This is a genomic window from Sphingobacterium mizutaii, from assembly GCF_900187125.1.
Taxonomy (GTDB): Bacteria; Bacteroidota; Bacteroidia; order Sphingobacteriales; family Sphingobacteriaceae; genus Sphingobacterium; species Sphingobacterium mizutaii.
Genome location: NZ_LT906468.1, coordinates 2,252,952 through 2,270,459 on the forward strand (window position 1 = coordinate 2,252,952; position 17,508 = coordinate 2,270,459).

At 37.3% G+C, this 17,508-nt stretch carries 19 protein-coding genes; 11 read left to right on the plus strand and 8 right to left on the minus strand.

The features are described from left to right. Window position 1 precedes the first annotated feature (1 nt). Entirely contained in the window at window positions 2-1,321 is a 1,320-nt protein-coding gene (locus CKW03_RS09665) for a hypothetical protein (RefSeq protein WP_093096193.1), read from the plus strand. 105 nt (window positions 1,322-1,426) lie between these two features. Beyond that, window positions 1,427-1,657, plus strand: coding sequence for a lipoprotein (locus CKW03_RS09670; protein WP_197701038.1), 231 nt, complete (start codon window positions 1,427-1,429; stop codon window positions 1,655-1,657). Between the two features lie 516 nt (window positions 1,658-2,173). On the opposite strand, the gene rplI is transcribed toward CKW03_RS09670, so the two are convergent. The 4 genes from rplI to CKW03_RS09690 form a co-directional block, all read right to left on the minus strand. Continuing rightward, on the minus strand, window positions 2,174-2,617 hold the full coding sequence (rplI, locus tag CKW03_RS09675) for a 50S ribosomal protein L9 (protein WP_093096196.1): 444 nt from the start codon (window positions 2,615-2,617) through the stop codon (window positions 2,174-2,176). Between the two features lie 13 nt (window positions 2,618-2,630). Further along, window positions 2,631-2,894 carry a 30S ribosomal protein S18 gene (gene rpsR, locus CKW03_RS09680; protein WP_093096199.1) on the minus strand — a complete coding sequence of 88 codons (264 nt, stop codon included), beginning with the start codon at window positions 2,892-2,894 and terminating at the stop codon, window positions 2,631-2,633. After that, window positions 2,894-3,262 (minus strand): 30S ribosomal protein S6, encoded by a 369-nt coding sequence (gene rpsF, locus CKW03_RS09685; protein WP_093096200.1) that lies wholly within the window; start codon window positions 3,260-3,262, stop codon window positions 2,894-2,896. Before rpsF ends, rpsR begins: the two co-directional genes overlap by 1 nt. Window positions 3,263-3,734: 472 nt before the next feature. Next, complete coding sequence (locus tag CKW03_RS09690; protein ID WP_236736454.1) at window positions 3,735-4,940, minus strand: pyridoxal phosphate-dependent aminotransferase; 1,206 nt, start codon at window positions 4,938-4,940, stop codon at window positions 3,735-3,737. Between the two features lie 146 nt (window positions 4,941-5,086). On the opposite strand from CKW03_RS09690, the gene CKW03_RS09695 reads away from it, so the two are divergent. From CKW03_RS09695 to CKW03_RS09730, 8 genes are all read left to right on the plus strand, one after another. After that, window positions 5,087-6,073: a bile acid:sodium symporter family protein gene (locus CKW03_RS09695; protein ID WP_093096204.1), complete on the plus strand. Its 987-nt coding sequence runs from the start codon at window positions 5,087-5,089 to the stop codon at window positions 6,071-6,073. Window positions 6,074-6,121: 48 nt separating this feature from the next. Further along, window positions 6,122-7,102 carry a cation diffusion facilitator family transporter gene (locus CKW03_RS09700; RefSeq protein WP_093096206.1) on the plus strand — a complete coding sequence of 327 codons (981 nt, stop codon included), beginning with the start codon at window positions 6,122-6,124 and terminating at the stop codon, window positions 7,100-7,102. A 136-nt stretch (window positions 7,103-7,238) separates the two neighbouring features. Next, window positions 7,239-7,733 carry a nuclear transport factor 2 family protein gene (locus CKW03_RS09705; protein WP_093096208.1) on the plus strand — a complete coding sequence of 165 codons (495 nt, stop codon included), beginning with the start codon at window positions 7,239-7,241 and terminating at the stop codon, window positions 7,731-7,733. An 8-nt stretch (window positions 7,734-7,741) separates the two neighbouring features. Then, window positions 7,742-8,023, plus strand: coding sequence for a GNAT family N-acetyltransferase (locus tag CKW03_RS09710; protein ID WP_093096209.1), 282 nt, complete (start codon window positions 7,742-7,744; stop codon window positions 8,021-8,023). A 26-nt stretch (window positions 8,024-8,049) separates the two neighbouring features. After that, a complete protein-coding gene (locus CKW03_RS09715) occupies window positions 8,050-8,706 on the plus strand; it encodes a Rossmann-fold NAD(P)-binding domain-containing protein (RefSeq protein WP_175486285.1) in 657 nt (218 codons plus the stop codon). Window positions 8,707-8,893: 187 nt separating this feature from the next. After that, a complete protein-coding gene (locus CKW03_RS09720; RefSeq protein ID WP_093096211.1) occupies window positions 8,894-11,107 on the plus strand; it encodes an NADP-dependent isocitrate dehydrogenase in 2,214 nt (737 codons plus the stop codon). A gap of 144 nt (window positions 11,108-11,251) precedes the next feature. Then, window positions 11,252-12,103 carry a sugar phosphate isomerase/epimerase family protein gene (locus CKW03_RS09725; RefSeq protein ID WP_093096214.1) on the plus strand — a complete coding sequence of 284 codons (852 nt, stop codon included), beginning with the start codon at window positions 11,252-11,254 and terminating at the stop codon, window positions 12,101-12,103. A gap of 201 nt (window positions 12,104-12,304) precedes the next feature. Continuing rightward, window positions 12,305-13,648 (plus strand): PDZ domain-containing protein, encoded by a 1,344-nt coding sequence (locus tag CKW03_RS09730; RefSeq protein ID WP_093096215.1) that lies wholly within the window; start codon window positions 12,305-12,307, stop codon window positions 13,646-13,648. Between the two features lie 30 nt (window positions 13,649-13,678). On the opposite strand, the gene CKW03_RS09735 is transcribed toward CKW03_RS09730, so the two are convergent. Next, a complete protein-coding gene (locus CKW03_RS09735) occupies window positions 13,679-14,632 on the minus strand; it encodes an acetyl-CoA carboxylase carboxyltransferase subunit alpha (protein WP_093096216.1) in 954 nt (317 codons plus the stop codon). 190 nt (window positions 14,633-14,822) lie between these two features. On the opposite strand from CKW03_RS09735, the gene CKW03_RS09740 reads away from it, so the two are divergent. Continuing rightward, window positions 14,823-15,704 carry a mechanosensitive ion channel family protein gene (locus tag CKW03_RS09740; protein WP_093096218.1) on the plus strand — a complete coding sequence of 294 codons (882 nt, stop codon included), beginning with the start codon at window positions 14,823-14,825 and terminating at the stop codon, window positions 15,702-15,704. Here CKW03_RS09740 and coaA read toward each other — a convergent pair. The 3 genes from coaA to CKW03_RS09755 are packed head-to-tail and all read right to left on the minus strand — an operon-like array spanning window position 15,691 to window position 17,479. After that, window positions 15,691-16,635 carry a type I pantothenate kinase gene (gene coaA / locus CKW03_RS09745; RefSeq protein ID WP_093096220.1) on the minus strand — a complete coding sequence of 315 codons (945 nt, stop codon included), beginning with the start codon at window positions 16,633-16,635 and terminating at the stop codon, window positions 15,691-15,693. The genes CKW03_RS09740 and coaA overlap by 14 nt on opposite strands. 33 nt (window positions 16,636-16,668) lie before the next feature. Then, window positions 16,669-17,097: an OsmC family protein gene (locus CKW03_RS09750; protein ID WP_093096222.1), complete on the minus strand. Its 429-nt coding sequence runs from the start codon at window positions 17,095-17,097 to the stop codon at window positions 16,669-16,671. Continuing rightward, window positions 17,087-17,479, minus strand: a complete 393-nt coding sequence (locus CKW03_RS09755) for a methylglyoxal synthase (RefSeq protein WP_093096223.1) — start codon at window positions 17,477-17,479, stop codon at window positions 17,087-17,089. The genes CKW03_RS09750 and CKW03_RS09755 overlap by 11 nt, the downstream gene beginning before the upstream one ends. Window positions 17,480-17,508 lie beyond the last annotated feature (29 nt).

Consider the following 17,508-nt stretch of genomic DNA (forward strand, 5'->3'; position numbering starts at 1 on the left):
GATGGGTTGGATAAAAAAAATAACAGTATTTATAATAGGACTTATAGCCATTTTGGCTATAAGTTTTTTTGTTTTTAAATATTATAGAACTTCGAAAGCAGAAAACTTTAAGATCCCTGAAAATACGGCTTCTGTAATTCGGTTGAATGTGGATGACCTTCTTGTGAAGATGTTCAAGAATTCGCTTTCCAATTATTCAGAATATTACGGCAGCAAGAAGGATAGCAGTTCAGTACAGGATAAACCAAAACTTTGGAATATAGGTGTTCACATTCCTGCTAAATTATATATGTTTAGCTTAAGTGATACTTCATGTCAATATTATTCGGTATTGGAAGTGTCCGATAAAGCTAAACTACAAGCATTCTTAGAGAGAGAGTTGGGGCTTAGTCAAGATTCAGTGGTCCAAAGTTTGGAAAAAGGGCAGGACTTGTATGCCAAAAAACATGTGCAAGTATTATTGGATGATCATAAATTGGTCTTTTCGCTGGGTAAGGATTATCAACCTGAAACCATGCTTTCCTTACTGAAAGCTGATCAAGGAGATTGGGTTTATGCTAATGGTCTGGGCAAAAATGTAAGCGAGATCCAAGAGGCTGATATGAGCTTTGTGGATAAGAAAGACAATTGGATTATAGTTAATTTTCAAAATGGAAGATTTGATATAGATGCATTTGTAAAATCCTCTTTATTGGGCTTCCCCTCAAAGCCGGTCCAAGCTGCAATCCCTGAAGACAATGTGTTTTATATGGCCTTAAATTCTGATCTTTCCCTTATTTTGAAGGATAAGGAGGCTGAACTTGAAAAACTAAAGCTACCAGTCGATAGTATCTATAAATATGTAGGTAATTTTGCAGCCATTGAATTGAAAGATAAAGAAGTTCTGGAATCTGATACCATCATTACTTATGATTATGATGATAATTTTGAGATGACCGAGAAAAAGGAAATCAATCAAGTTGAGGTTCCTTCATTAACATTCCAAGTTATGGCCTCCCCACATTTATTAGGATATCTGCCAGAAAAGATGTTCTATAAGTTTGGAAAGGATTTTCATAATGGATTGATTAGATTGAGTACTGATCCAGCGGCACTTGGGCAAAATATGGAGCTTCAACCATCCTCTAATGTATTTGTAATGAGCTACCAGAAAAAACCAGTAGCGGCGAAGTACTTAGGCTGGTTTCCGAATTATGATAAAATCCTAAAAGGAGAAGTAAATGGTATAGCGGAGGGAACAAACGGCTTGCGTTTGAAAGGTGGATTTGACCTTGAAAACCCAGCAATTAATTCCTTTTATCAAATTATCGGCTCTAGGTAAAATGTTGATAATCAGTGTTCAAACATTTAATTATTAATACTTTATTAAAATTTTAAACTTTTGGCTTAGATTTTGGTCATATATAGCGAACAACATGAATATCGTATGAAAAGATTTTTGGGATTATTATTGGTAGCCTTTATGGCATTTAGTGTATCAGCATGTTATACACATCGTCACCATCCGCATGGAATGCCTCCAGGTCAGGCTAAGAAGAAATACGGTGGTAAATCCGCAAAACGTTATGCACCTGGTCAACAAAAGAAAAAATACAAAGGAAATAAAGGCAGACATAACCATCCTGGACATAGGGTAGATGTTATGTGGCATTATTAATCATCAGGATTTAGAATCGGATATTTAGTATTTCCTTTAAAAATAGCATTCTACAAGCCCTTCTTTAATATATGAGGGGCTTTTTCTTTGCCATTTAATTAACAGACCTGGAGAATATTCTATCCGAACCTTGGAAATTCAAACAGTGCATTCATCCAAATCCAAAGATATAATCCCCTAAAAAGCTATTTTTTAAGAGGAATTTAATAGACTGAAATGTGGGTTTCATTCGAGACTTATTCGAGGCATATTCGAGAAACGTTCGAGAATAGATGTGCTCATGTTGCGAAAATTCCGAATGTGTCCCGAATGAGGTCAATATTTAATCCATCAACACCGTTCATTCAAAAATTTAATACAATGAATGATCCTCGATTTAAAACTATCCCTTACCTAGGATGGCTCCGATAATTGATAGCCATGCAGTCTAAATACTAAATACTTAATACTAAATACTAAGCAATAAAAAAATCCCCGTTATCTTTTGATAACGGGGATTTTTTTATTGTCAAATGCTTACTCAGCGATAACTTCGAAAGGGATTTGTACTTTTACTTCCTTGTGTAAGTTCAAGTTAGCGATGTACTCACCTAATTGCTTAGGTTCAGTTTCGAAAGTGATACGACGGCGGTCAACTTCAAAACCTTGAGCTTTAAGAGCGTCAGCGATTTGAATGCTGTTAACTTTTCCGAAGATCTTGCCAGACTCACCAGCTTTAGCACCAATAGTTAATTTTACTGATTCTAATTTAGCTGCTAATTCAGTAGCATCTTTTTTAATTTTGTCTTGTTTAAACTGAGCTTGTTTGATATTCTCAGCTAATACTTTCTTTGCAGAAGGCGTTGCCATTGCTGCAAATCCTTGAGGAATTAAGTAGTTACGGCCATAACCTGGTTTTACTACTACGATATCGTCTTTCTCTCCAAGGTGTTTAACATCTTGTTTTAATATAACTTCCATTATCGTATCCTCCTTATTTTAATGAATCAGTTACGTAAGGCATAAGTCCGATAATACGCGCACGTTTAACGGCTTGAGCAACTTTACGTTGAAATTTCAATGATGTTCCTGTTAATCGACGAGGTAAGATTTTACCTTGATCATTTACGAACTTCAAAAGGAAGTTAGCGTCTTTGTAGTCGATGTACTTAATACCGTTCTTTTTGAAACGACAGTATTTTTTACGGTTGTCCTCTACTTTAGGAGCAGTCACGTATTGGATGTTTTCGTTTGCCATTAGTTTGCTACCTCCTCAGTTTTAGTTTCTGCCTTCTTGTTGAATGCACCGCTACGTTTTTTCTCGTTGTAAGCCAAAGCATGCTTATCTAGAGAGATTGTTAAGAAACGCATCACGCGCTCATCACGTTTGTATTCAACCTCTAATTTTTTGATTAATTCACCTGGAGCCTTGAATTCAGTTAAGTGATAAAATCCAGTTGTTTTTTTCTGGATCGGATACGCTAATTTTCTCAAACCCCAATTATCTTCAGCGATAATTTCGGCTCCGCCTTCTGTCAAGATGTCTTTGAATTTTGCGATTGCTTCTTTCGCAGCATCTTCTGAAAGCAACGGGGTAAGAATGATTACAGATTCGTACTGTTGCATTTTGTAAATAATTATGTTTATTAATTTCTATCCGTAGTTATATTAACGGAAGTGCAAAGATAGAAAAATCCATTGATTATTAAAAAAATGCTGAATTATTTTTTGTGTGAAGATTTGGTAATCAATCCCTTTCAAATCATTGTAGTCAGATGCTTACAGATAACTCTAAATTCTTGCCTAATCCTAAATCATCTTAATAGAATATTTTCATCTTTGCGCCTGCAAAAACTATTGAAGATTTAAGTTGAATTATATTATTAAGATGCCCTTCTGGGCTAGGTTAGCAGTCGCCGTGACTCTGGGATTGATATTGGGGTTTGTAATGTTTGAGCTAATCTATCTAGCGTTAATGGGGGGAGTATAAATATGAATATTGAGATATCAAGTGTGATATAAAGTTTTGAGATTTGAGATATATTGCGGAGTTAGTTTTCCGGTTAATATCTCAAATCTCAAATCTCATATCTCAATACTATTTCAAATTCCCCAATGCTTCTTTGATTCTGCGAAGGGCTTCTTTTAAGTTTTCGTCAGAAGCGGCATAAGAAAGGCGGATATAGTTGTTGTTACCAAATGAATCTCCACCCACTGTAGCAACATGACCATAGTTTAATAGGTATAAAGCAAGGTCAGCTGAATTATTGATCACATTTCCTTCTGGATCTTTTTTACCGAAGAAAGAACTGATTTCTGGGAAGAAATAGAAAGCTCCGTCAGGCAAGTTTGTTTTTACTCCAGGGATATCGTTCAATAAATCGTAAACCAATTGACGACGGCGAGCAAACGCTTCTTTCATTTCCAATACACTTTCCAATCCTTGCTCATAAGCTGCAATACCAGCGCGTTGAGAGATCGAACAGGTACCAGAAGTGGTTTGTCCTTGCATTTTTTCATTCGCTGCAGCGATTTCTTTGTTAGCAGCAATGTATCCAAGGCGCCATCCGGTCATGGCAAATGCTTTTGAAAAACCGTTGATAATGATTACGCGGTCCTTAATAGAAGGGAATTGTGCGATAGACTCATGTTTATCTACGAAATTGATATGCTCATAGATCTCATCGGAAATGATAAAGATTTGTGGATGTTTTTCAAAAACCTTAACCAATGCTTCCAATTCAGCCTTAGAATATACGGAACCTGTAGGATTACAAGGCGAAGAGAACATGAAGACTTTAGATTTTGGCGTGATCGCAGCTTCCAGTTGTTCTGGAGTGATCTTGAAATCTGATTCAATCGTCGTGTCGATGTAAACTGATTTTCCTTCTGCCAATACGACCATTTCAGAATATGAAACCCAGTATGGCGTAGGGATGATCACTTCTTCACCCGGGTTCACTAAGGTTAGCAATACATTGGAAAGGGATTGCTTAGCACCTGTAGAAACCACGATGTTAGAGATGTCATAATCTAAACCGTTTTCATTTTTTAATTTATTTACGATCGCTTGGCGAAGTTCAGGATAACCAGAAACAGGAGAGTAACGGGTCCAGTTTTCATCCAAGGCCTTCTTAGCTGCATCTTTTACATGCTCAGGCGTATTGAAATCAGGTTCACCTACACTCAAACTAATTACATTAATGCCCTTAGCCGCCAGTTCACGGCCCAATTTGGTCATCTTTAATGTTGCTGACTCGGATAGATTGTTTATTCTATCGGATAATATGGATGTTGTACTCATGATATTGCAAATATATTATATACAATTTATTATCGATGAGAAAAGTGTAACAAAATCTCTATAAAAATGATACTTTGTAAATGAACCGATTGGAATAGGTGTTTATGAAATAAATTATAGCTTTGTAGGCAAAATTTAGGTTTTAGATGAAGTTAAAATTTGATGGGTTTATAATAGCCTTAATTTTCATGATAATCCTTGCCTATGTCTTTCCGGATGTTGCGGGTTATTTAGATGGCAAGTTTTTGGATGCCTTGATCAGTGTAGGAGTGGCATTAGTGTTCTTCTTTTACGGCTTGAAACTTAGTTTCAACGAAATCAAGGACGGAATGAAAAACTGGAAACTACATTTATCCGTGCAGCTTTTCACCTTTGGTTTATTTCCTTTACTTGTCCTGCTGTTCCGTCCATTGGTACATACCGAGACACAGGAGCAATTTTGGCTTTCCTTCTATTTCTTGGCCGCACTACCTTCAACCGTAACTTCATCTGTTGTTATGGTATCCATCGCTCGGGGAAACGTTCCTGCCGCCATCTTTAATGCTTCTATTTCTGGATTAATCGGTGTAGCGATCACCCCGTTGTTGATGCACTTCTTTTTAGAAGTGGGAGAGGTCAATGTGTTTGGGGAGTTGTATATAGGACTTTTATTTGAAGTATTACTTCCGGTAATTTTAGGATTGTTGATCCAGCCATATTGGGGTAAATGGGCCCATAAATATGGCAAAGCCTTATCCAATTTTGATAAAGGGGTAGTTCTGCTGATTGTGTATAGCAGTTTCTCGGAATCCTTTATGAATGATATCTTCAGTACCATTGGAACGACTTACTTAGCTAGCTTATTTATCGCTGTAATTGCGCTGTTCTTTACGGTTTATCTGATTATTCTGCTGTTGGTTCGCTATGTGTTGAAGTTCAATCGTGAAGATAGAATTTCTGGATTATTCTGTGGGTCAAAGAAGTCGCTTACACATGGCAGTGTTTTCTCTAAATTTTTGTTCGCTAATAACCCTAAATTAGGGCTATATATATTGCCATTGATGATCTATCATGCCTTTCAGATTTTTGTAGTTACTATTATAGCACAACGCTTAGGAAATCAGAAAGATGAGGGTATGTTAACAAAAAAGTAATAAATACTATTTCTTAATTAATTATTTTTGCGATTCAAATTTAGCGTTATGAATAGGCAAATGAGGTTGGTTTTGTTATCCTTGATTACAGGTATCGTATTGATGCTGATCAAGTTTGTTGCCTATTTTATTACGGAATCCAATGCAATCTTCTCCGATGCCGCCGAAAGTATAGTCAATATTGTCGCTTCTGGTTTCGCATATTACAGTATTTACCTAGCTGCTCAGCCCAAAGACGAAAACCATCCCTATGGACATGGAAAGGTAGAATTCTTCTCCGTTTTTGTCGAAGGTGGGATGATCTTTATCGCTGGTAGCATTATCCTGATCAAATCCATTTATGCTATTTTCTCACCTCAACCCTTAAATAACGTAGAGGAGGGTATGTACTTGATCTTAGCAACATCCTTGATAAACTTTGGAGTTGGATTTTACCTGATGAAAAGGGGTAAAGCCTTACGCTCATTGACTATTGAAGCTGATGGTAAGCATTTGCAGGTAGACGCCTACAGTTCCATCGGTTTGATTGCGGGATTACTTTTGATGAAGCTGACTGGCTTGGCATGGATCGATTTGGCTCTATCCTTTGTTCTAGGTGCTTTTATCTTGTACAATGGCTATAAGTTGTTGAGGAAATCGATTTCAGGACTGATGGATGAATCTGATGCGGAGGTAATCGAAGAGGTGGTCGCTATTCTGAACCAGAACCGTAAAGCAGAATGGATCGACGTGCATAACTTGCGTGTACAACGTTATGGACAAGAACTTCATATCGACTGCCATTTAACCTTGCCCAATTACTATGATCTTAATCAAGTACATGACAGTATCTCTGATTTTGACTCTCTATTAAACGATAATCTAGAATCCAAAACGGAATTCTTTATCCATGCAGACCCTTGCATGCCTGAATGTTGCCATTATTGCAACGTAGAAAACTGCCCCATCCGTTCCGAACCCTTCTCTAAACATATAGATTGGAACATCGTCAATGTCACCAAGAATATGAAACACTTTAGGAAAGCCTAAGGAATACCATATATTTTTAGGGAGAAAACCGCAGATCTTGCTATTATTTCCTCTGTTTTGTCAGGATATTATGGTCTTTTTCGCTAGCCTTGTGTCTTAATTCTCAAAAAGGTATCTTTATTAAAAACCAATTTATATGAAAATCTACAGCTTATTCGCAGCCTTATTGATGTTTATTCAGGTTTCTTTTGCACAGTCTGGACAGACTGAGGTTGCAAAAGTCTTAGATCAGTGGCATGCTGCCGCTGGAAAGGCAAATTTTAAGGAATATTTTGACCTGATGGATGCCAATTCGGTATTCATTGGTACAGATGCCACCGAGCGTTGGGACAAACAGGAATTTATGGATTATGCAAGGCCACATTTTGATAAAGGCAAAGCTTGGAACTTCAGTAGTTTGGAGAGAAACATAGAAATTTCTGAAGATGGTAAAACCGCATGGATAGATGAATTGTTAAATACACAAATGAAGATCTGTAGAGGTTCGGGCGTTTTAGTCCTTAAAGATGGAAGATGGCTGATCAAGCAATATGTACTTTCCATGACTGTACCTAATGAATTGGCTGATGAAGTGGTGAAAATGAAAACCGATCTAGAAGATCAAATAATTGAAGAATTAAAACTTAAATAAAGATTAATATGTTAGTGAAACACGAAGAAAATGGAAATAAGGGATCATTTGTAGCAGTGGAAGACGGCAAAACAATAGGCGAAATGACCTATTCCAAAGCTGGACCTGGTAAAATCATTATCGACCATACCGAGGTAGATCCAGAAGAAAAAGGAAAAGGAATTGGTTCTGTTTTATTGAACAAAGCAGTTGAGCACGCTAGGGATAACAAAATGAAAATAATGCCTTTATGTCCATTTGCTAAGGCACAGTTTGATCGTGATGTCAATATTCGCGATGTTCTGTTTTAATTGATAAACATTCAAAATCAACAATTATGAAAGCAGTTGTCATAGGTGCTACGGGCGCAACAGGTAGGGAATTGGTCCTTCAATTGTTGTCCAATCCAAAAGTGGATTCGGTCAATGTATTGGTTAGGAGACCGTTTTTTACGCCTGACCCCAAATTACATGAGGTAATTGTTGATTTTGATCGTTTAGAAGATTTCAGCCATTTTATCATCGGTGATGTTGCTTTCTCAACGATGGGCACCACCTTGAAAGATGCGGGCGGCAAAGAACAGCAATGGGTGGTGGATTATGATTATCAATTGAAGTTTGCTGCTTTATGCAAACTCAATAGGTTCCATACCTTTGTGCTGCTTTCGTCTGCCCAAGCGAATAAGAACTCCCGATTCTTTTATACCAAAATGAAAGGATTGTTGGAAGAGGGGATCAAAGCACTGAATTTCCCGAAATTAATAATAGTTAGGCCAGGTCCTATAGATCGCCCCAATACCAAAAGGAAGGGCGAACAGTATGCAGTCAGCACCCTTAAGTTTTTGAATAAGTTGGGTTTATTTAAATTATATAAACCAATCAGTACGATGTTTCTGGCGAGGGCGATCATGGATGCTGCATTTGAGGACAAGGATGGTTTGATCGACATCTATAATCCCAAAGAGATCTGGGGCGAATTAGGAGAAAAAGCTTAGATCATCTCTGTAATTCCTGTTATTCTATTGAATTAAGACAAAGATTTTTGATAAACCATCATTATTTCGGCTTTTATGGCTATTTAAAATTCATTTTATTATCTTTAGGCGAATTTTAAAAAAGAGGCTTATCAACTCTTTGAATTTCACTATTAATTGCAAAATAATATCATTTCAATAGAAAATTATGTCATCTAAGATCATTTACACAAAAACAGATGAAGCGCCTTTATTGGCAACGTATTCATTTCTACCTATCGTTCAAGCATTCGCAAAAACTGCTGATATTGAAGTCGAATTAAGAGATATTTCATTGGCAGGACGTATCCTAGCTAATTTAAACGAATATTTATCAGAGGACCAAAAAACTACTGATGCGTTGGCAGAATTAGGACAATTGGCAACTACTCCTGATGCAAACATCATTAAACTTCCTAATATTTCAGCTTCTATCCCTCAATTAAAAGGAGCAATCGCTGAATTGCAAAAAGCTGGATATAACATTCCTAATTACCCAGATGCACCTGCAAACGAGGAAGAAGAGAAAATCAGAGCTGCTTATGCTAAAGTTTTAGGATCTGCAGTAAACCCTGTTTTACGTGAAGGAAACTCTGACCGTCGTGCGCCTAAAGCTGTTAAGAATTATGCGAAAGCTAATCCACACAGAATGGGAGCTTGGGCTTCGGATAGCAAAACGAGCGTAACTTCTATGCAAGATGGCGATTTCTACAGCTCAGAGCAATCGTTGACCTTAGATGCAGACAGCCAGTTTAAAATTGAATTTGTTGCTGCAAATGGTGAAACGAAAGAATTAAAAGGTCTTGCGAAGTTGAAAGCTGGCGAAGTAATCGATTCTTCTGTTATGCATGTTGCTAAATTGAAAGAATTTGTTGCGCAAGCTATTCAGGAAGCTAAAGAAGCTGTGGTTTTATTGTCAGCTCACTTAAAAGCGACCATGATGAAGGTTTCTGACCCGATCATCTTTGGTGCTATCGTTGAAGTTTATTTCAAAGAGGTATTTGAAAAATATGATGCTCTTTTCAAAGAATTAGGTATCAACAAAAATAATGGCTTAGGTGAAGTATATGCAAAAATCGCAGGTACTCCGCAAGAAGCTGAAGTAAAAGCGGCTATCGATGCTGCAATTGCAAACGGACCTGATTTAGCAATGGTGAATTCGGATAAAGGAATTACCAACCTACATGTTCCTTCTGATGTTATCGTAGATGCTTCTATGCCAGCAATGATCCGTATCGGTGGAAAAATGTGGGATAAAAACGGTGCTGAACGCGATACATTGGCTATCATTCCGGATAGATCTTATGCAGGAATCTATGAAGCAGTTATTGAAGACTGTAAAGTAAATGGTGCTTACGATCCTAAAACGATGGGTTCTGTTCCTAACGTTGGATTAATGGCTCAAAAAGCTGAAGAATATGGTTCACACGATAAAACTTTCCAAGCTCCTTCAAATGGGGTAATCAAAGTTTTAGACAACAATGGTAAAACCTTGATGGAACAACAAGTTGAAGAGGGTGATATCTTCCGTATGTGCCAAACTAAGGATGCTTCAATCCAAGACTGGGTTAAATTAGCTGTAAATCGCGCTCGCTTGTCAGCTACTCCAGCTGTATTCTGGTTAGATGAAAACCGTGCTCACGATAGAGAAATCATCAAAAAAGTAAACACTTACTTGGCTGATCACGATACTAATGGATTAGACATCCGTATTTTGTCGCCAATTGAGGCTACAAAATTCTCTATTGATAGAATCCGCAAAGGTGAGGATACTATTTCAGTTACTGGAAACGTATTACGTGACTACCTAACTGACTTATTCCCAATCCTAGAATTAGGTACTTCAGCTAAAATGTTATCTATCGTTCCATTGATGAATGGCGGTGGTTTATTTGAAACCGGTGCTGGTGGTTCTGCTCCTAAGCACGTTGAGCAATTCTTGGAAGAAGGGTACTTACGTTGGGATTCATTAGGTGAATTCTTGGCATTACAAGCTTCATTAGAACATTTAGCTCAAACACAAAATAATGAGAAATCTCAAGTATTAGCGGATGCCCTTGATGAAGCAAATGCTAAGTTCTTGGCTAATGATAAATCCCCAGCTCGTAAAGTTGGTCAAATCGATAACCGCGGTTCTCACTTCTATTTGGCTACTTATTGGGCAGAGGCTTTGGCTAACCAAACAAAAGATGCTGAATTGGCTTCTAAATTTGCTGGTTTAGCAAAAGCTTTAACTGAACAAGAAGCTAAGATCAATGAAGAATTGATCGCAGCGCAAGGAAAAGCTCAAGAAATCGGTGGATATTACTATCCAAACGATGAATTAGCTGCTAAAGCAATGCGTCCATCTGAAACTTTGAATGCTGCAATCGCTTCATTGTAGAATTTCGGAATAATATCAAAAGCCCTTGCTAATTATTAGCAAGGGCTTTTTTTGTTGTTTTAGAAAATGATTCCACGGTATATTATTGCCATTTTGCGTATTATTCGTTATTTTTAGTTAGTAAAACAACATAAACCTATATCAATGAGCAATAACAGTAGAAGAAATTTTTTGCAGCGCAGTGCTTTGGGAGCTGCAGCAGTATTGACAAGCCCGAGTTGGTTAACAGCGAGTGCTGATTCTAAAGATCTGGATTTAGCAGATCAAAACAGTTTGAAATTAGGAATTGCCGGCTATAGTTTTGTTAACTTCAATTTGGATCAGTCCCTTGCCATGATGAAAAGAATGGATGTAAAGTATCTTTGCATCAAAGATTTTCACCTGCCTTTGAATAGTACTGCCGAACAGATCGCAGCTTTCCATAAAAAACTGGCTGAGGCAAATGTTACTGGTTATGCCGTTGGACCAATCTATATGAAGACAGAAGCTGAAATTGATAAAGCTTTTGATTATTGTAAGCGCGTTGGTGTGAATCTTATGATAGGTATTCCTGAAATCAAAGATCTTCCTTATGTGGCCAAAAAAGCTAAAGAGAACAATATCAAGTTTGGTATCCATAACCATGGACCTGAGGATAAGATTTATCCGAATGCTACCGTTATTTGGAACCACATCAAAGATTTAGATAAAAACCTAGGGATGTGTTTTGATATGGGGCATGATACTAGGGATGGGCAAGATGCCATTAAAGATTATGTGAAATACAAGGATCGCATATTCGATATTCACTTGAAAAATGTGACGGCTGCTGATGCTAAAGGTACAACCTGTGAATTGGGTAGAGGGGTGATCGATATTCCTGCTTTTGTAAGGGCATTATTGAAGAATAAATATCCAGGTTGCTGCAGTATAGAATTTGAAAAAGACATGAAGGATCCTTTGGCTGGAATTGCTGAGTCAGTAGGGTATTTTAGAGGAGTGCTTAGCGCTGTCTAAGGATAAATTCCAAGATCATTTACAAAGGAATAATCAAATTGATTATTCCTTTTTGTTTTTATAATATTTTATGGGCATTTCATTTACATTTTTAATTGCGCTTATTGAAACTTAATAATTTATCAAATGTTTAATATTAAGCGTATGTTAAGTTATTTGAATCTAAAAATTAGGTAAATTAGCATATATAAACCTTTGTGTATGAAAATCATAATTCTATTATTGCTGAACATCATGTTCTTGCATAGTTATGCGCAAAGAAGTTTTTCATTGATTAATCCCAAAAAGAATTCCTTCAAATTTGATCTAAGTGGTAATCTGGTGATTATCCCAGTCAAAGTAAATGGGGTTGAACTTTCCTTTTTATTGGATACCGGTGTCAAAGAAACTATTCTCTTTGCCACTCCTCAGGATTCTGTCCCATTGGAAAATGTTTCCAAGGTTAAGTTTTCGGGCATTGGTATCGAAGATGGCGTTGAAGGGATTATGGCAGTCGGTAATGAGCTATTGGTCGGAAATACCTTGATCGATAGCTTGCATAATATTTACGTTGTGAATGGAGATGACCTTGACCTATCAAGTCATATCGGTGTGCCTATTAATGGAATTTTAGGAAGCCACTTTTTTGAAGATTACATGATTAAGGTCGATTACCTAAAGAAAAGAATAAGTATTTATGACGCTTATGAATATCCAGAAAAGCTGACGAATAAATTTACTAGACTTCCTGTCCTACTTGAAAGGAGCAGACCTTATGTTCATATTGACGTTGATTTAGGAACCCGAAAAGTAGAAGATGCCAAGATGCTGGTGGACATGGGAAATTCAGATGGCATGTTGGTTTTTCCTTTTTTGCTTGATTCTTTCGAAGTCCATGAACCAAGTATATATGATTTTATCGGAAGGGGGTTCAACGGACTGATCTTTGGAAAGAGGAATAGGATAGAGGGTTTTGATTGGTCAGGTTTTTATATCAAGGAACCCATTGTTTCCTATCCAGACTCCAATGCTGTCCATGCAGCAAAGCTTGCTGTCAATCGTGTCGGTTCCATCGGTAACCAGGTCTTACAGCACTTCCATGTTCTGATCAATTACCCAAAGAATGAAATATATCTTAAGAAGAATAGAAATTTTGGAAAGAAATTCGAAATTAACATGTCTGGAATGGAGATCAAACATGATGGACTGGAATGGACCAAGAGAAGGATTACGACAAACATCGGTAAGAGAGACTCAGAAAACCCCAATTCTGGAATCAATGTTTACAATTATGAAGAATTCAAATATGAATTCACGCTGAGGCCTATCTATAAAATAGCAAGTGTAAGAGAAGGTTCACCAGCGGATTTAGCGGGAATAAAAGTGGATGATGAATTGCTTAAAATAAATGGTAGTAATGCCCAAAGTATGAAATTGAAGCAAATAATAGGAAAATTAATGCATAAAGATGGAGAAGAAATTCGATTGGTGCTTTTGCGGGGAACCGAGGAAGTCAAAGCTCAGTTTATTCTGAAGGATCCCATTCCTTTTAAGAAATATCAATAAAAAAGCCTTGAGATTCTCAAGGCTTTTTCTTTATTCGTTTACAACTCCCATTTTGCTGAATTTGTCGATTCGTTCAGTAACTAGTGTATCTTTATCCTTAGCACCTAGAATAGTTAGGTCTGAAAGGATTTTGTTTTTTACGTTTAGTGCAGTAGCCTCAGGATCTTGATGTGCACCGCCGATAGGTTCTTCGATAATACCATTAATCAGTCCATTACCAAGCATGTCCTCTGCAGTTAATTTTAAGGCCTCTGCGGCTCTTTCTTTCTGATCCCAGCTTCTCCATAAGATAGAAGAACAAGACTCCGGAGAGATCACAGAATACCATGTATTTTGCAACATATAAACTTTATCTCCGATTCCGATACCTAAAGCACCACCGGAAGCACCTTCACCAATAACGATACAGATGATCGGCACCTTCAGAACAGACATCTCAAGTAAGTTTCTTGCGATAGCCTCGCCTTGTCCACGCTCTTCAGCTTCTAATCCAGGATAAGCTCCCATGGTATCGATTAAAGTTACAACTGGTTTGTTGAACTTCTCAGCCATCTTCATCAGGCGAAGCGCTTTTCTATATCCCTCTGGGTTCGCCATACCGAAATTACGGAATTGACGCTCCTTAGTGTTCTTTCCTTTTTGGTGACCAATAACCATTACAGATTGACCGCCAATGGTAGCAAAACCACCTACAATAGCTTTATCATCACGTACGTTTCTATCTCCATGCAACTCTATAAAGTCATCACAGATCAAGTCAATATAATCGAATGTTTGTGGTCTATCAGGATGTCTGGACATCTGAACTTTTTGCCAGCCAGTCATATTGCTATACACCTCAACTTTTGTTTGCTCTAGTTTTTCTTCCAATTCACGAACTGTTGCGCCCATATCTACTTTGGTTTTTTCTTCTACTTGTTTCACCTTTTCGATTTGCGTTTGTAGATCAGCAATCGGCTTTTCAAAATCAAATGTTGTTTCCATAATTACCTGTTTGGTGTCATTAAAGCGGTAGCTAAGTTACTTGTTTTTTAAGAATTATAAAATGTTATTTAATCATTAAGGAAAGATAAACACTGCCTAAAACTATTTAGTGGTTGATAATTAGCGATATAACAAAATCTAGTTCATTCTTGTTTTGTGTTGTATATAAAAAAATAATATATTCAAGACCATGAATGCAGCTGCCGCAGAAAATAAACCAAAAATTCCTTGGGTATTTATTGGAAAAGTCCTTCTTGTGATCATCATAATTGCTCTACACATCAATTTTGAATATGATATCGAGAAAAGGAAAATATTAGCCCAATTCCTAAAAGGGCTGTATTCCTTCTTGATCCCTAGTATCGTGCTTTCCATGTTCCGCTTTATTGTGATCATGCTTTATAATGCACGTGATTCTCAAAAAAGGGAGCGAGGAAACTTTGTTCTAGGCATCAATAGGCTTACTGCTGTATTGAATACCGTATTTTTTGTAATAGCCATCATGACAGCCTTTGGAATCAATCCCAAAGACTTTATCACCAGCATAACCATTGTGGCGATGGCCATTGCCGTGATCTTTAAAGATTACATCACCAATATGATCTCTGGATTAATTGTGATGTTCTCTGAGCAATTGTCCGTAGGGGATAGGATTAAGGTGGGGGAGCACAAGGGTAGGATTATTGACATTACCTTTGCCAATCTTGTTTTACAAGATGAAGAAGACGATATCGTCATGGTTCCAAACAACTTGGTATTTACGGCTACTTTCATGAACCTATCTGCTCATCAATCCAGTCTTTTTACCGTTAAATTCGAACTTCCATTAGAAGTTTCCCTTCATATTGAAGAATTAGAAGAACATTTAAGACTGAGTTTGACAACACATCCGAACTTGGAAATCAAAGAAGATGAATTTCAGGTGAAGGTCTTGGAAATAGGAAAGGATTATGTCCGCTATAAATTGGATCTTTATGCTGTCACCAACAGCAATAGAATGCACAGGAACATTGAGAATGAGATTTTGAAAGAGATTATCAAATTCGAAAGGAATATCCTTAAATCTTCCTAACCTTTACACGCTTAATAAAGTGCTCTGAACCTTTCTTCAAGATCAGGTCAGCTCTATATCGGGTGGGAAGGATGTTTTCATGTAGGTTAGGCTTATTGATCTCATTCCAGATATGCTTTGCCATTTCAAAACTTTCCTCTTCCGATAAATTAGCATACTTATGAAAATAAGAAGCAGAGTTTTGGAAAGCTGTGGCTCTCAGGGATTCAAAACGGTCGATATACCATTTCACGATATTTTTCTCATCAGCATCCACGTAGATGGAGTAATCAAAAAAATCAGAAACGAAGACCCCATTCTTTCTTGAATTAACCTGCAAAACATTGATACCTTCCACGATGAGGACATCCGGCTGAGAAATCACTAATTTTTCATTGCTCAATACATCATATTCCAAGTGGGAATATAAAGGTACAGTTACCTGAGATTTGCCTGATTTGATGTCCGCAAGAAACTGCATTAGTTTCTTGGTGTCATAGCTTTCAGGGAATCCCTTTCTGTTCAGGATATTGCGCTTAATTAACTCCTTGTTTGGATATAGAAACCCATCTGTTGTTACCAGTTCTACCTTTGGTTTATTTGGTAATAGCGAAAGGACTTTGGTCAAAACCCTAGCCGTAGTACTTTTACCCACTGCTACCGAACCGGCAATACCAATGATAAAGGGAAGTTTTTGATGGTTTCTCTTGAAAAAAACATTGCTCTTAGAGTGAAGCTCCTGAAAGTTATGGATATGAACCTCCAGTAAATGAGCCAATGGGATATAGATATCCTCAATTTCATCCATTGTCAATGGCTCATTTAGGGCATGCAATTGATCTAAATCTTTCTCTTGAATGGAATGGCTCAACTGGCCATTCAACCTTTTCCATTGTTCTCGAGTAAAGTTTTGGAACGGACTTGTAAAAGTATGTTCGCTGATTAAGGGCATAGCAATTTATTTTTTCAAGTCGCAAATATACAATCAAGAAATGTCTTTTTCTCGCATTGTATCAATTAGATTACTTTCTATCACGATAGGGTTCATTAACATCTTATGCACCGGACATTTCTCACCTATGGCATATAATCTTCTTTTTTGTTCTTCATCCAAGTCGCCTTCGATAAAGATATTGCATTTGATATAAGTAGTTTGTTGCTGTTCACTCCTTTGGACCTCGCTTGATACCTTAATATCAATCTTGTCTACTTTCCATTCCTTACGGTTTGCATACATCCGCATGGTAATTGCCTTGCAGGCGCCTACCGAGGAAAGCAATAATTGAGTCGGAGCCAAACCTTTGTTTTGACCACCAACTTCAATGGGTTCATCTGCTAAAATATTTAAATCTTCATAGGAAATAGTTGTTGTATAACTAGTTTCTCCAATACTCACTAATACTTCATTTGCCATATATCTCTGTATCTTCTTCTAATAATCCTTTAATAATCAATGACCCAGTTGCTGGGTTGGTTGCCAATGGAACATTCCATAGATCACAAATGCGCATCAGCATCTGTATATCCGGCTCATGTGGATGCTTTCCAAGTGGGTCCCTAAAAAATATAATGCCTTGAATCTTCCCTTCGGCGGCCATAGCAGCTATTTGCGCATCACCCCCTTTGGGACCAGACAATTTTAATTCTACTTCTAAACCAGTTTGTTGGATGTAGGAACCTGTTGTTCCTGTTGCCACGAGGTGGGCTTTGGATAGTCCTTGTTGATGATCTTTTACAAAAGCCACCATTTCGGCTTTTTTACCATCATGTGCAATTAAAGCTATTGTTTTTGCCATTTGAATTTTTTGTTTGCGTTCTGTTTTTA